Consider the following 14209-nt stretch of genomic DNA (forward strand, 5'->3'; position numbering starts at 1 on the left):
GTGCATCTTTTCATGTTAAGGTTATTCAGCGCTTAGCACTGTGATTGCTCAAAGATAGCTAGAGGATTTATGCGAAAAGACATGTCATATCAGTTGAATCGAGTCGACCTAAATTTGCTGGTGGCCTTTGATACATTGCTTAAAGAACGCAACGTAACCAATGCTGCAAAGGCGTTATTTGTGTCACAGTCGGCCATGAGTCGCAGCTTAAAACGGCTGAGAGAAACCTTTGATGATCCTCTCTTTATCAGAACATCTACGGGCCTAACACCAACATCAAAAGCACTAGAGTTAGGCCAAGAACTGCAACACATTCTGCCGCAGCTAAACGCGTTATTTCAGCGCAATCAATTTGATCCTCGAGAGTGCAACGATACGTTTTCGATCTCTTTACCGACCTTTCTAGGGAGCACCATTCTTCCCAATCTAGCCTTGGGATTATTTGAAGAAGCACCGGATGTGAACTTGATAGAGATGGCTGCGAAAAGTAACCCTTATGACTTGCTCGACAAAGGTAAGTTAGACTTTGCGATTCATTATGCAAGCTCGTTAGATCAAAAATACCAAGCCACCAAAATAGGGACCATTTATCCCAAATTGTTTGTTAGAAAGGAGCACCCTCTGGTTGGAAGGGCATCAACGTTAGATGAGATCATGCAATACCCAGTGCTTGCTATGAACGTTGAAGAAGACCACAAGCAAGCATTCAATACCCCTTTACAACAGATCTTATTGGAGCTTGAAAGTGATAAACGCCCAAAGCTTCGAAGTACTCAAACTCATGTATTAATGGAAATCGCTTCTCGTTCTGATGCGGTGATTTTTGGCATGAACGCCTTAAATGCTTTGTCAGATTTCGATCATCGGTTTGTCGATATTTATGATTTTGTAGATAGCAAGCAATATCACGTAGACCTTTATTTATTGCAGCATCAACGTACATTTACATCCGCTTCGCATCAGTGGATAGCGTCTAGGTTTAATGAGCTGTTGAAGACCATACTCTGAGAAAATGCTCTCTAGTGAAATGTCTCTAACCGCCTAATCTTGATTGAGTCTCGATGCTATATCGAGACTCATCGCTATCGACTTATACTGGCTCACCCGCCTCGTCTTCTTCGACCACATCGGTTTCTAAACTTGCCTCTGCCAGCCATTTTCGTATTGATGGGCTGTTAAGCACATGTTGTTGATACTGCGATGCCTTCTCTGAAAGCTCGATACCATAGGTTTCTACACGTAAGGCCATAGGTGCAAACATCGCATCGGCAATCGACCATTCACCAAACAACCATCCTTCAGGGTATTGTTCCATTTGTGCTGACCATATTGCATCAATTCGTGCGATGTCTTTCAATGCGTCTTCACTCAGTGTGAGCTTTCTTTTGGCGCGGCAGTTCATCGGCATTTCATTTCTGACGGCAAAAAAACCAGAGTGCATCTCGGCGGAAATGGCTCTTGCACGAGCGCGCTCTTTGGTGGATTTTGGCCATGCTGCACCGTGCAAGTGGGCGTCGTTAACGTATTCCAGAATCGCCAGTGAATCCCACACCGCAACGTCGCCGTCAACTAGGGTTGGAACTTTGGCCGTTGGCGTCACTTTCGCCAGAGTGTCGTAAAAATCAGAGGTGAATAGCTTGAGCTTGATGACTTCTGCATTCAGGTTGTAGTTGTCGAATATTAGCCATGCGCGCAGTGACCAAGTTGAGTAGTTCTGGTTTCCAATATAAAGCTGCATCGTTGCTTCCTTTCGTTTGGTGAGTAAGCTTTGAGCCTAGGGACATGCATTTGAGCTTAGGGGATTGTATTGCGGCGCACTAACGGATAATTTTGATGCAATACATTAATAAAAACGATGGGTGGTGATTTCAATATGGATATTGATGCTTTGCGAGGCTTTCTCGCGTTCGTAGAAACCAGCAGTTTCACTCGTGCAGCGAAACAGATAAATCGCACCCAATCGGCATTCAGTGCGCAGATGCGTAAGTTGGAAGAAGAGCTCAACGTGACTCTTTTCCAAAAAGAAGGGCGTAACTTAATACTCACAGAAGCAGGCTTAGCGTTGCGTTCTCATGCGGAACAGTTAGTCGCCCTTCACAATACAGCCCTTAAGCAAGTAAAGCGTTACGAAGACAAACAACCTCTGCGACTCGGCTGCCCTGAAGACTACAACGACACTATTCTGCCAAAAGTGATTCGCCTATTGCAGAAAGCAGAACCCACTTGTTCAATTCAAGTATTCAGCCTGCCCAGTATTACACTGAGAGAATGGTTGGATGATGGCAGGCTTGATGCGGCGATTGTCACCCGAGCGCCCGATAGTGAAGAAGGTTACTGGCTCACTCATGATATCGGAGTATGGATAAGCAGCCCTGATTATGCGTTCGATCAGTCTAAACCAATCCCATTAGCTTTGTTTCAGACCGATTGTAAGTATCACGCAGCGGCAGTGAGTGGTTTGGCCAAGCAGGGTACGCCTTATCAGTTATTGGCGTGTAGCAATACCGCTTCAGCGCAACGTGCCATCGTCAAAGCGGGTTTAGCCATTGGTGCAATGGGTAAGCTCAGCGTGACTCCGGATTTGAAAATACTTGAAGATATGCCGCCACTGCCTTCGGTCGATATTGTGTTGATCTTAGCGAGCAAACACCATCCAGTGTTGGACAAAGAAGTGCTCAATCAACTTGTGGAGTTGGGTTCTGATTAGTTTAGATTCCTTTTCCTACTACAGGATTCCCAAGCTTTTCAGTTTTCGATAAATGGTATTGCGGCTGATACCGAGTATTCGTGAAGTCTTGCTGATGTTGCCTTGGTTCGCTTGATACGTTTGCAACAAGGTTTCTTCAACGGTACTTCTTAGATCGTTATTCGTTGCACCTTTGATGGTATTAGGAGTCGTCAGTTGATGCTGATTGTCTTGCGCTAATGACGTGAGATATTGAGCAAGGTGGCTTGGCACATGTTCTAGCGTGAGTTGTGGTTCATCACTCGCCAGTAAAGCCGCGACCTTGAGTAGATTATCTAATTCGCGAATATTGCCCGGCCAAGCGTAAGCGCACAGTAAGCTCATCAAGTGAGGGCAGATTGTTTGCTCATCTTCGGCGTATTTACTATGAATGTGCTCGATTAAGGCGTGCTTGTCTTGTCGGTGTTGTAGGCTTGGCAAGGTGAAGGCTAAGCCGTTCAGGCGGTAGTACAAGTCTTGTCTGAACTCTCCTGTCGCAACTAACTGTTCTAGGTTTTTATGAGTGGCAGCGATGATCTGACAATCGACTTGGTAGCTTTGGTTCGAACCCACGGGCACCACGGATTTATCTTGCAGAACATGCAGTAATCGACACTGAGCCTCTAACGGCATGTCGGCGATCTCATCCAAAAATAGAATGCCCTTGTCTGCTTGACGGATCTTGCCTTGGAACCCTTTGTGGCTTGCGCCAGTAAAAGCGCCCGGCGCGTAGCCAAACAGCTCAGATTCGATAAGATCTTTCGGTAGTGCTCCACAATTTACCGCCACCAAGGGCGATGATTTACGCTGGCTTTGCTTGTGCAGCGCCTTCACAAATTCGCCCTTACCAACCCCTGTTTCACCTAAGATCAACAAGCTGATCCCTTTGTCGATAACCTTATTGGCTTGCTGCCAAGCGTGTTCTATTTGTTGTTCGCCATGGTGCAAATCACACGATGCCGAAATAGAGCGAGTGCGCTTTGCAGTTGCTTGTTTGAGGCGTTGTTTCTCAAACACAAAAGGCGTATCTAATGAGGTTCGGTTGAACAGGGTATCTATGCATTCGCCGACGATCGAGGTTTGATCCAGCAGCTGAGAGGCGACCTGATTGTGCGCGACTACCTCACCAGCTTCGTTCGCTATCACTATCCCTTGCCAGCCACTGTGTAGTAAAGATTTCTCACACGCAAGATCGATTCGAGTGGTGCCTTGTGGGATGTGGCTCAGTAGCTGGTTCTCAACAAGCTGAACCATATTTTGAACCAGCAATTGCACCGAACTGTCGTGTTGCTGCTGCTCACTGGTGATGTCCAATACGCCAACCATTTGCCCTTGGTGATCAAACACCGGGCTTGCTGAACAGCTGATAAATCGATGCTGGTGGATGAAGTGTTGTTCGCCAATGATGGATACTGGCTTGGCTTCAACAATCGCGGTGCCAATCGCGTTGGTGCCTTTCAGTTGTTCCTGCCAACAGGCTCCAGAGCTGAGTGCTATTGATGTCAGCTTCTCCTTAAACCGCTCCTGTCCCCAACTCGCCAGAATCACCCCTTCAATATCCGTCAGAATCAAACGACTGTCGGTACGAGCAAACATCTGATTAAACAAAGGCAGCGCATTGCGTTCGACGATGTGGATCAAGTCAGAAGATTGATGTCGTCGCTGTTTAAGAATCGATTGAGGCAGGCGAATATCTTCGGGAAGTCGTCTCTGTTTTAGACCCGCTTCTGTGCTGCGGTGCCAAGAGGACGAAAGCCAATCTGAGGTGTTTGCTTGTTGAAGGTGCATGACTGTTCCATGTCGTAACAGTGAGGGTGTACCAATTTGGAACAGTTGAACACTGGAGTGGTTTCCATACGTCCGTTCAATGCCAACTCACTTTGGGTTGTAAACGTTTGGTAATCATAGTTTTACAATTTATTAACAACAAGTTTTGAAGTTCTGGCGTGTGATTTGCGTTGTTACTGTTGTGAAGAAAACACGAAGTATCAGTGTTTTAAACAGAAAGTATAAACATGGGCGTCTCGTCGTGAGTTCTTTTCTCAAGAGGAGCCGCCATAAAAATAAGACAGCTCTCGCTCAATAACGAATAACAAATCTAAGAAGGATCTAACTATGATTTACGCACAGCCAGGTAGTGATAACGCAGTGGTGAACTTTAAAGCGCAATACGATAACTTTATCGGTGGCGATTGGGTGAAGCCTGTCAGCGGCGAGTATTTTGATAACACTTCCCCAGTGAATGGTCAGGTATATTGCCAAGTGGCACGCTCAACAGAGGCCGACATTAGCTTGGCACTTGATGCGGCGCATGCTGCTCGTGCAAGTTGGGCGGCGACCAGTGTGACAGAGCGTTCGAACATCCTACTTAAAATTGCCGACCGTATTGAAGCTAACCTAGAAGAAATCGCGGTGGCGGAGACGTGGGAAAACGGCAAACCAGTTCGTGAAACTCTGGCGGCAGACATCCCTTTGGTTGTCGATCACTTCCGTTACTTTGCGGGCTGTATCCGAGCGCAAGAAGGCAGCGCAGCAGAGCTAGATTCAAACACCGCAAGCTACCACTTCCCTGAACCAATTGGTGTAGTCGGCCAGATCATTCCTTGGAACTTCCCGATTTTAATGGCGGCTTGGAAATTGGCACCTGCGCTAGCGGCGGGCTGTTGTGTGGTGATGAAGCCCGCGGAGCAAACACCGACATCGATCTTAGTGATGATGGAGAAGATCGCTGATCTTCTACCAGCAGGCGTAGTCAACATCGTCAATGGTTTTGGTAGCGAAGCAGGCCAAGCATTAGCAACAAGCGATCGCTTAGCGAAGTTGGCGTTTACTGGCTCAACAGAAGTTGGCCACCATATTCTGAAATGTGCCGCTGAAAGCTTGATTCCATCAACGGTTGAGCTTGGCGGTAAGTCTCCAAATATCTACTTCCCAGACATCTTTAGTCATGAAGATGAATACCTCGATAAGTGTGTTGAAGGTATGTTGCTGGCGTTCTTTAATCAGGGGGAAGTATGTACTTGTCCATCACGTGTGTTGATCCACGAATCGGTATACGACAAGTTCATCGCCAAGGTGGTCGAGCGTGCTCAAACTATTAAACAAGGTAACCCGCTGGATACTGATACCCAGGTTGGCGCACAAGCTTCAAAAGAGCAGTTTGATAAGATCTTGAGCTACCTTGAGATAGGTCGTCAAGAAGGCGCTAAAGTGCTGACTGGTGGTGAAGTTGCCCAGCAGTCTGATGATCTCGGTAATGGTTATTACATCCAGCCAACCATGTTGGAAGGGCACAATAAGATGCGTGTATTCCAAGAGGAGATCTTCGGTCCTGTTATCGCGGTGACGACGTTTAAAGACGAAGCTGAAGCGCTAGAGATTGCCAACGATACCGAATATGGCTTGGGTGCAGGTGTATGGACGCGTGATGCAAACCTAGCGTATCGCATGGGTCGCAACATTGAAGCGGGACGTATTTGGGTGAACTGCTACCACGCTTACCCAGCACACGCCGCGTTTGGTGGTTACAAGAAATCTGGCATTGGCCGTGAGACACACAAGATGATGCTCGACCACTACCAAAATACCAAGAATCTACTGATCAGCTACGATACGAACCCGTTAGGCTTTTTCTAAAATAGATATGCTCTAGAGCTGTGTATTAGGAAGTCACTAGCAACGAGATGGCTTAAACAATACAAGTAAAATGAAAAGCAAAACGCCAAGTTCTTATGAGCTTGGCGTTTTTATATTTGAATCGCTCTAGTTTTGCGAAAAGAAGATCTCGGGCTTGTGGACTGGGCCATAGTTGCCTTCTAACTGAGTGAGTTCTAGCCCTTGTTTTCCAATCAGAGTACCGACTAATTGGCGGTTGAACGGGTAGCTGTCGGGGTTGTTAATGTACTCTTCAACATCAATCCATTTAGCTTCTGCAATTTCATCTGTGTCTTGAATCGCGATATCTTGAGTTTGAGCGATAAGGTGACAAATAAAGTAGAGGTTTGATTTACCAAACTGGTATGGGTGCCTTGTCGCCATGCCGACCACAGACACGAACGTGGCTTCGATGCCAGTCTCTTCTAAGGTTTCTCGAACCACCGATTCTTCAATGCCTTCACCCAATTCAATATGGCCGCCCGGTAATTTGTAGCCTGTCATACCGTGCTCTTTAATCATCAGAACTTGGTTGTGTTCGTTAGTGATTAACGCGCCAGCACCCAAGGTGTGGGTTGGAATGAAAGGCACAAACTCCACAATCTCGGATTTGTGGATCAGCGTAATTTCGTCTTCCAAACAATTGTGAAACACAAAGCCAAGCTCAGTCGCCACCGGAATAAGGTGCGAGAGTGAAATAGGTAAGCTAATCCAAATAATGCCTTTGCTATTCTGCTTTGAAAATTCGGTGATCTCGCTGAGTTCTGCATTGAATGAGTCAGCATTGTGAGGGATTGTTGCTGGGTCGATGATGATGCCGTTAAATTTGTCGAGCGTAAATTCCACGGGTGATCCTTTATTGTTTTTGATTTATTGGGCGTCGAGCATAGTCTGAGCTTATCGTATCTAAAGAGCTTATAACACCTTGAGAGTAAGGGCAGTAGTGAATCAAAAGTAGGCAATGCAGTTTATGTCGACTGGGTCGGTATAAGTGGAGGGTGTTGCTAGAAACAAAAACTGCGCTTGGAAGCCAAAGCGCAGTTTTGAAATGAGGTCTATTTAGATTCGACTCTAACGAATATAGTTCGCGTTAATACTCACGTACCAGTGTTGAAGCTTGCCATCAGATTTCTTGATCCACAAATCGTTGGTGTAGCTATCAATCTTGCCGTTAACCGTCAGGTTGAATGTGTTCTCGTCGAATTCGCCAAGCTTCACGAACTGGTCCGTGGTAATCAGGAACGGGTCCATGTCGTCCACACCAACCACATCTGAAATTACATAGTAGTGGTAAGTCAGCGGCTTGCTCGCATCATTCGGGTTGCTGCGATACGCAACAAGCTTGAATGGTTCCGTTAATGGAACGTCGAGCGTTTGCTTGTCCATGGTCGCTGGAATCGGGATAAACAGCCAAGCGGTAAATAGACCGCTCAATAAAACCATCAGGAAGAAAAGAGTTTTAATTGCTTTCATAGCAACCTTCAAAATATGGGGGATGTTAATGGGGCTATGGTAACTAGGGAGAGTAAAGATGCAAGCTCTGTTATTACCCTATTTTATCTCAGCTTAATCTAGCGCAAAGAAAGCGGTTTGGTTAACTCGAAATGGAAACACGAGTGCTTAACTCATGATTATGGCTTAAGAGAATTCGTTATTTGAACCAATCTTTGTTTTTAACCAGTCTCTCGAAACAAGGCGAAGAACTGTCGCGAAATGACCTATATAGATAAAACTTAGTACGATAAGAATAGCGCATGAATATTTTTTGAGCGTTTTCTTATGCATTTAAACCCAAGGTTAAGCGGTGACTACCATTCTTATGTCGATCATTCATTCCGCATCGATTGCTCACTCGGCTCTAATCCATTTGGCGCACCAGAAATCCCTGAACATGTGGTTAAAGAGATAATTCACGGTATTGATAAATACTACTGTCACAGGGAGCTTTCAGAGCTGACTTATTTAACTCGTCAGTTTATTGGAATTGAAGACTGTCGTATTACTTACACTACGGGCTCTCTCGGGGCGCTAGAACTTATCTTCAATAAACTTATCGATCACAACAATCGCACCATGATAGGCATTGGCCCTCAGTTTGTTGAAGCAGTATCAGAGTTCACTTTAGTGGGCGGGAAGTACCAGTCCATCAACATGTTGGATTATCAAAACGAGTCTGATTTGTTCGGTGTGTTGGCCTCAAAAATAAGCAGCCAAAAGCCAGCCTTGGTGTATATCGACAATCCCAACAACCCAACGGGTCGAATCTACGATCGAGCTTATCTGGTCGAGATAGCGAAATTATGTGAGCGTTCTGGCGCTATTTTGATTGTCGACGAGGCCTATGGCGAATACCTGACTCCTGAACAGTCTATGCTCGATCAAACCTTGGTCTTGGACAACTTAATTGTTTTACGAACTTTTTCTAAAGGTTTAGGACTCGCAGGGATTCGACTCGGTTACTTAGCCAGCAGTGAAAACCTGACTTCTGCAATCGAAGCTGCGGTGAGTGTGTTTACGCCGACTTACCCTTCAATAAAAATCGCATCGGCGACCTTACCCAATGCGAAACACTTCTTAGAAATGAACCGCAGCAAAACTGAATACTTTAAGCAGCAAATGATCGGCTTGTTGTCTGAGCACAATATTGAGGTGGTTGGTACGTCAATATCGACGCCCATTATGTTGCTGAAAAAGACAGGAACCAACCTTTCAAAGCTATTTGAGAATATCGGTATTAAGACGTGCTCCGGTGTCGATTTTGCAATTACATGCGACGCGATGACTGAAGAGTATGTTCGATTACGAATTGTTGGCAATGATATAGATTTAGAGGCGTTAAAGCAGCGTATTCAGCAGTTATAAAAGCAACCGTTATAAAATCATCAGGCATTAAAAAGCCCGCACCTTGCGTTTACAAGGTGCGGGCTAAATTCATCTGGCTACTTGTTTAAGTAAGCTGCGTGGAACTCAATGTGTTCATCAATAAAGCTAGAGATGAAGTAGTAGCTGTGGTCGTAACCTGGCTGCATACGTAGCTCTAAATCGGCATTGGTTACCTTAGCGGCTTCGACTAATTGCTCAGGTTTAAGTTGTTCAATCAGGAAGTTATCGGCTTCACCTTGGTCGACCAACATTGGCAGTTTAGTGCCTTTGGTTTTTAGAAGCTCAGAAGCGTCGTAGTATTTCCACTCTTCAATATCTAAGCCTAGGTATTGGTTGAAGGCTTTCTGTCCCCAAGGGCATTGCATTGGGTTGGTAATTGGGCTGAATGCCGAAATAGAACGGTAGCTATCTTCGTTTTTGATGCCAATCGTTAGGGCACCGTGTCCACCCATGCTGTGACCAGAAATCGATTTCACAGAAGTCACTGGGAAGAATGATTCAATCAGTGCTGGGAGCTCTGTTACCACGTAATCATACATATGGTAATGGCTGTCCCATGGCGCTTGAGTAGCATTCACGTAGAAGCCTGCACCTTGGCCGAGATCGTAATTTTCATCGTCGGCAACGCCTTCGCCGCGTGGGCTGGTGTCTGGTGCAACAATCGCAATGCCTTGCTCAGCCGCGGCTTTGAAAGCGCCGGCTTTTTGCATGAAGTTTTCATCGGTACAGGTTAAGCCTGACAACCAATACAAAACAGGAACTGGGTTTTCTTTGCTTGCGTTAGGTGGCAAGAAAATCGCAAAACGCATATCGCAGTCAAGCGTTGCAGAAAAGTGGGTGTATTGTTTGTGCCAACCACCAGCAACCTTTGCTTGGCTAATGTTTTCGATTGTCATCTATTGTGCTCCGTTAGGTTGATGGTTTTGGGGAATAACATGTCTATATCATTTAAAGGTTCACCACCCACCGGGCAGGAGGTGGTGAAGACAGTTTCGCTCTGATGTTTAAGTCAGAACTGCGGTCTCGACACCTAAGTATCGAGACCAAGGGGTATTATCTATCCATGTGTAGAACAGTACGGATAGATTCACCTTTGTGCATTAGGTCGAATGCTTCGTTTACGTCTTGCAGACCCATAGTGTGAGTGATGAACTCTTGAAGACCAAACTCACCCGCCATGTAACGGTTAACGATTTCTGGAAGCTCAGAGCGGCCTTTAACACCACCGAAAGCAGAACCACGCCATACACGACCAGTTACTAGTTGGAATGGACGAGTAGCGATCTCTTGACCTGCACCCGCAACACCAATGATGACTGATTCGCCCCAACCTTTGTGGCAGCACTCAAGTGCTTGACGCATCACGTTTACGTTACCGATACACTCGAAAGAGTACTCAACACCACCGTCTGTCATCTCAACGATAACGTCTTGGATTGGTTTATCGAATTTAGTTGGGTTGATGCAGTCAGTCGCGCCAAGCTGTTTTGCTAGCTCGAATTTGCTCTCGTTGATATCTACACCGATGATGCGGTTAGCACCAGCCATGCGAGCACCAATGATTGCAGAAAGACCGATACCGCCTAGGCCGAATACAGCAACGTTGTCGCCTTTTTCAACTTTAGCTGTGTTAAGTACCGCGCCCATACCTGTTGTTACACCACAACCTAGAAGACAAACTTCTTCAAGCGGTGCTTCTTTGCTTACTTTCGCTAGCGAGATTTCTGGAAGTACAGTGTACTCAGAGAAAGTCGAGCAACCCATGTAATGGAAAATTGTTTCGCCATTGATAGAGAAGCGGCTTGTACCGTCTGGCATTAGGCCTTTACCTTGCGTTTCACGAACCGCTTGGCATAGGTTAGTTTTACCAGATTTACAGAACTTACATTCGCCACACTCAGCGGTGTAAAGTGGGATAACGTGGTCGCCAACTTCGACACTTGTAACGCCTTCGCCGATCATCTCAACGATACCGCCACCTTCGTGACCAAGGATTGAAGGGAAGATACCTTCTGGATCGTCACCTGATAATGTGAATGCGTCAGTGTGACAAACACCAGTAGCAACGATGCGAACTAGAACCTCACCAGCTTTAGGAAGTTGTACATCAACTTCTTCCATTTTTAGTGGCTCGCCAGCTGCCCATGCAACCATTGCTTTTGATTTGATATGAGTTTGACCAGGTTTAATTTCGATTGTCATTGGATGTTTCCTATATATGTCAGTACAGCGGATAACCGTGCAATTTAGCTTCAACCCGTTAAGCGTAGTTGAGCTTAATTGTTTCCGCTCTCTCGTTTTGTTGGAGCTAGTATAGGTGCGAGTGCATGTTTTGATAATCCCCTTAAATAGAAAATGATTATTACTTATTTGTAATAATAAGTATGGAGCGGTCAGTTTTCTTATTGGCAACTATCTTAGCTAGAGCGACTCAGGTTTGAGGACAGGCGACTTATCCAAACGGTCTGAATACATTTTCTTTACTGATGTTTGGGTGGGGATTTCATGGCGATTTGTATATTAACCTCCGATTCGTATTATTGAACTATCAGTTTTTAAGATGGATGGTAGCTTGTTGAATTTTAACGACTGAAGCAATGTCGCATAAGCGTTCGTTGTGCGACGTTTTGTAAGATATAAGAAACAATAGTGTCATTTTTCTCATCTAGTCTCCTCGCCAAATTTTGAGTTCTAACTTTTTGGGAAGAGAAAATGAAAAAGAGTACATTGACCGTACTGTCAGGCTTGATAGCAGCCACATTAGCTGGTTGTAATTCAAGTTCACCAAGAGACGACAGCGGCAATCTAGATAGCGCAGTGCAAGTCGCATTCATGCCTGATATCCATTTCCATGATGTTTACGGTGATTTTCAAGACGGCTCGTTCGCTGGCTTACCGAATTCCATGAGTGGTAAAAACGCTACGATAAGAACGATGGAGTCTCAGATGAACTCCACGCGTCTATTTAATGAAAACTACTTTGCGATGATAGCGGCGCTTGATGATGTGGTTGAACGTGGCGTTAAATACGTAGCCTTGCCAGGTGACTTTAGTGACGACGGCCAGCCGATTCATATGCGTGGATTGGTTAGCATCTTTGATCACTACCGCGACACGTACGGTCTTGAGTTTTTTGCAGCACCGGGCAACCACGATCCAGTACGTCCATTTACCATCCCTGCAGGTAAATCTGATTACCTAGGCGAGGGTGGCAAGAAGCAGCGTATTTATAGCCGCGGTAAAGAAGAGTGTGTTGGTTATGACGATGAGTGGACGACTATTCCCGGTGAAGGTGACAACTTAGCAACCATCTGTACTGAAGAAGTACGTGAATGGGGTTATGAAGAGATCATGAGTATCCTAGGCACTCACGGTTTCTACCCTCAGCAAGATTATCTCTACTTTGAAACGCCTTACAGCAGCGACCAAGCTCGAGCTAGTTACAGCTATGATTTAGCGAAAGAAGAAGCGGCTTTTGATAAGCGCATGTACGAAATCTGTTATGAAGGTACGGGTGGCAGTTACAAAGAAAGTGGTTACTCAAGCTGTTCTGAAGTGCCGGATACCAGTTACTTAGTAGAGCCAGTGAAAGGGCTTTGGTTGTTGGCGATCGACGCGAACGTTTATCGCCCGAAAGAAAACTCGTCTGATAGCTCTGTCGATGGAAACACGTTTGATGGTTCAAGCAGCGCTGGTTATAACATGATGCTGACTCACAAAGAACACGTGATTGATTGGATCTCTGATGTTGTAAAAGCAGCGAAAGAGCAGAACAAGACGCTGGTGTCTTTCTCGCACTTCCCAATGACCGACTTCTACAACGGCGCTTCTGAAGAGATTGAAGATCTGTTTGGCGAAGGAAGCCATCAACTGGCTCGTGAACCGGATGACGATACCAGCCGCGCATTAGCTGCTACTGGTCTAAATATCCATGTTGGTGGCCACATGCACTTTAACGATACGGGTAAGAAGAGCTTCAATATTGATGGTGTACAGCACACTCTATTTAATATCCAAGCACCATCGCTAGCGGGCTACATTCCGGCCTACAAACTGTTGAACATTCGCCCTGATAACCAGATTGAAGTTGAGACGGTGGTCATCGATCAAGTTAAACGTTACAACGAGCTATTCAGTCACTATGCAGAAGAGCATGAATACCTTACTCAAGCTGCGAATGGAGATCCTGATGCAGAAGCTAAGATTTGGAACAAAGATATTCTGAATTCAGAGAGCTACTACGAACTGACCGATTGGCACATCCGCGAACTAACGCGCCTGCGATTCCTTCCGGATGACTGGCCGCTAGAAATGCGCGCTATGATCATGGAAATGAACGGCGAAGAGATGATGATCATGTCTCAACTGGAAACGCAGTTCACGGTTTGCCAGTTAGCTGATGAAATGAATTATCCAGTCGAGGGTTGTGTTGCAAATGGAGTAGACGACTACGAACAATTTCAACAAGACTGGGAAGCAGCGAAAGTTGAAGCTGACGCTATTGCCTCTCAAGAAGGTCTAGTGCTTGAAGATTTTGCAGAATGGAGTGGTGAGTTGCTAGCGACTGACTTCTACCGCTTACGTAATGCAGACGAACTGGCATTCCGTGATATCGGTGAAACACAATTGCGCCAATATGAGTTGCTGAGTCGTGAACTTTCAGAGTTCGATGGCACGGTGGATTCAGAACTGGGTGACCTTGGCCAATATACCGTTGGTGAAGTGTTCCGCTCTCGTTTTGGTAGCTTGTTCGTGATTCTTGAAAAATTCGCAACAGGCCAAGCAAGTGACCACTTCTTGATTGATATCGACCAACAAACCCTGACCGATCTGAAAGGTGAAGTGAAGCGCGATATCCTAAGAGGCTCATCATCAGCAAATTAAGCTATTTAGATTGTTAGCGGGTTAACCTATTAGCTGATTAAAAAAGAGCTCTACACATGATGT

General features: G+C 45.6%; 11 protein-coding genes. 5 read left to right on the forward strand and 6 right to left on the reverse strand.

Going from position 1 to position 14209, the window contains the following annotated elements; genetic code table 11:
- Window positions 1–69 precede the first annotated feature (69 nt).
- On the forward strand, window positions 70–1008 hold the full coding sequence (locus MSG36_RS03300; RefSeq protein WP_248366258.1) for a LysR family transcriptional regulator: 939 nt from the start codon (window positions 70–72) through the stop codon (window positions 1006–1008).
- A gap of 82 nt (window positions 1009–1090) precedes the next feature.
- Here the strand turns inward: MSG36_RS03300 and MSG36_RS03305 are convergent, their stop codons facing one another.
- On the reverse strand, window positions 1091–1738 hold the full coding sequence (locus tag MSG36_RS03305) for a glutathione S-transferase family protein (RefSeq protein ID WP_248366260.1): 648 nt from the start codon (window positions 1736–1738) through the stop codon (window positions 1091–1093).
- Between the two features lie 117 nt (window positions 1739–1855).
- On the opposite strand from MSG36_RS03305, the gene MSG36_RS03310 reads away from it, so the two are divergent.
- Window positions 1856–2707 carry a LysR family transcriptional regulator gene (locus tag MSG36_RS03310; RefSeq protein ID WP_248366263.1) on the forward strand — a complete coding sequence of 284 codons (852 nt, stop codon included), beginning with the start codon at window positions 1856–1858 and terminating at the stop codon, window positions 2705–2707.
- Between the two features lie 18 nt (window positions 2708–2725).
- On the opposite strand, the gene MSG36_RS03315 is transcribed toward MSG36_RS03310, so the two are convergent.
- Complete coding sequence (locus MSG36_RS03315; RefSeq protein WP_248366266.1) at window positions 2726–4513, reverse strand: sigma-54-dependent Fis family transcriptional regulator; 1788 nt, start codon at window positions 4511–4513, stop codon at window positions 2726–2728.
- A 327-nt stretch (window positions 4514–4840) separates the two neighbouring features.
- Between MSG36_RS03315 and MSG36_RS03320 the strand changes: the two genes are divergently transcribed.
- Complete coding sequence (locus MSG36_RS03320; protein ID WP_248366268.1) at window positions 4841–6361, forward strand: aldehyde dehydrogenase family protein; 1521 nt, start codon at window positions 4841–4843, stop codon at window positions 6359–6361.
- A gap of 126 nt (window positions 6362–6487) precedes the next feature.
- On the opposite strand, the gene MSG36_RS03325 is transcribed toward MSG36_RS03320, so the two are convergent.
- Both MSG36_RS03325 and MSG36_RS03330 read right to left on the reverse strand, forming a co-directional pair.
- Window positions 6488–7225: an NUDIX domain-containing protein gene (locus MSG36_RS03325; protein ID WP_052880423.1), complete on the reverse strand. Its 738-nt coding sequence runs from the start codon at window positions 7223–7225 to the stop codon at window positions 6488–6490.
- Window positions 7226–7450: 225 nt separating this feature from the next.
- Window positions 7451–7852, reverse strand: coding sequence for a hypothetical protein (locus MSG36_RS03330; RefSeq protein ID WP_017061631.1), 402 nt, complete (start codon window positions 7850–7852; stop codon window positions 7451–7453).
- 306 nt (window positions 7853–8158) lie between these two features.
- On the opposite strand from MSG36_RS03330, the gene MSG36_RS03335 reads away from it, so the two are divergent.
- Entirely contained in the window at window positions 8159–9241 is a 1083-nt protein-coding gene (locus tag MSG36_RS03335; protein ID WP_052880422.1) for a pyridoxal phosphate-dependent aminotransferase, read from the forward strand.
- Between the two features lie 77 nt (window positions 9242–9318).
- Here MSG36_RS03335 and fghA read toward each other — a convergent pair whose 3' ends face one another.
- Together fghA and MSG36_RS03345 are read right to left on the reverse strand one after the other, a co-directional pair.
- Window positions 9319–10158 carry an S-formylglutathione hydrolase gene (gene fghA, locus MSG36_RS03340; protein ID WP_052880421.1) on the reverse strand — a complete coding sequence of 280 codons (840 nt, stop codon included), beginning with the start codon at window positions 10156–10158 and terminating at the stop codon, window positions 9319–9321.
- 157 nt (window positions 10159–10315) lie between these two features.
- Window positions 10316–11464 (reverse strand): S-(hydroxymethyl)glutathione dehydrogenase/class III alcohol dehydrogenase, encoded by a 1149-nt coding sequence (locus MSG36_RS03345; RefSeq protein WP_248366270.1) that lies wholly within the window; start codon window positions 11462–11464, stop codon window positions 10316–10318.
- A 510-nt stretch (window positions 11465–11974) separates the two neighbouring features.
- Here MSG36_RS03345 and MSG36_RS03350 point away from each other — a divergent pair.
- Window positions 11975–14146 (forward strand): metallophosphoesterase, encoded by a 2172-nt coding sequence (locus MSG36_RS03350; RefSeq protein WP_248366271.1) that lies wholly within the window; start codon window positions 11975–11977, stop codon window positions 14144–14146.
- The last annotated feature ends 63 nt before the right edge of the window (window positions 14147–14209 follow it).

Origin of the sequence: Vibrio sp. 1CM8B, assembly GCF_023161685.1 — a bacterium.
In the GTDB taxonomy this organism is placed as follows: Bacteria; Pseudomonadota; Gammaproteobacteria; order Enterobacterales; family Vibrionaceae; genus Vibrio; species Vibrio coralliirubri.

Bases quoted from the DNA above. Each gene is read 5' to 3' on its own strand.
- MSG36_RS03335 (WP_052880422.1), top strand. From the start codon at position 8,159: ATGCATTTAAACCCAAGGTTAAGCGGTGACTACCATTCTTATGTCGAT.
- MSG36_RS03320 (WP_248366268.1), top strand. From the start codon at position 4,841: ATGATTTACGCACAGCCAGGTAGTGATAACGCAGTGGTGAACTTTAAA.
- MSG36_RS03345 (WP_248366270.1), bottom strand. From the start codon at position 11,464: ATGACAATCGAAATTAAACCTGGTCAAACTCATATCAAATCAAAAGCA.
- MSG36_RS03330 (WP_017061631.1), bottom strand. From the start codon at position 7,852: ATGAAAGCAATTAAAACTCTTTTCTTCCTGATGGTTTTATTGAGCGGT.
- fghA (WP_052880421.1), bottom strand. From the start codon at position 10,158: ATGACAATCGAAAACATTAGCCAAGCAAAGGTTGCTGGTGGTTGGCAC.
- MSG36_RS03310 (WP_248366263.1), top strand. From the start codon at position 1,856: ATGGGTGGTGATTTCAATATGGATATTGATGCTTTGCGAGGCTTTCTC.
- MSG36_RS03350 (WP_248366271.1), top strand. From the start codon at position 11,975: ATGAAAAAGAGTACATTGACCGTACTGTCAGGCTTGATAGCAGCCACA.
- MSG36_RS03315 (WP_248366266.1), bottom strand. From the start codon at position 4,513: ATGCACCTTCAACAAGCAAACACCTCAGATTGGCTTTCGTCCTCTTGG.
- MSG36_RS03300 (WP_248366258.1), top strand. From the start codon at position 70: ATGCGAAAAGACATGTCATATCAGTTGAATCGAGTCGACCTAAATTTG.
- MSG36_RS03305 (WP_248366260.1), bottom strand. From the start codon at position 1,738: ATGCAGCTTTATATTGGAAACCAGAACTACTCAACTTGGTCACTGCGC.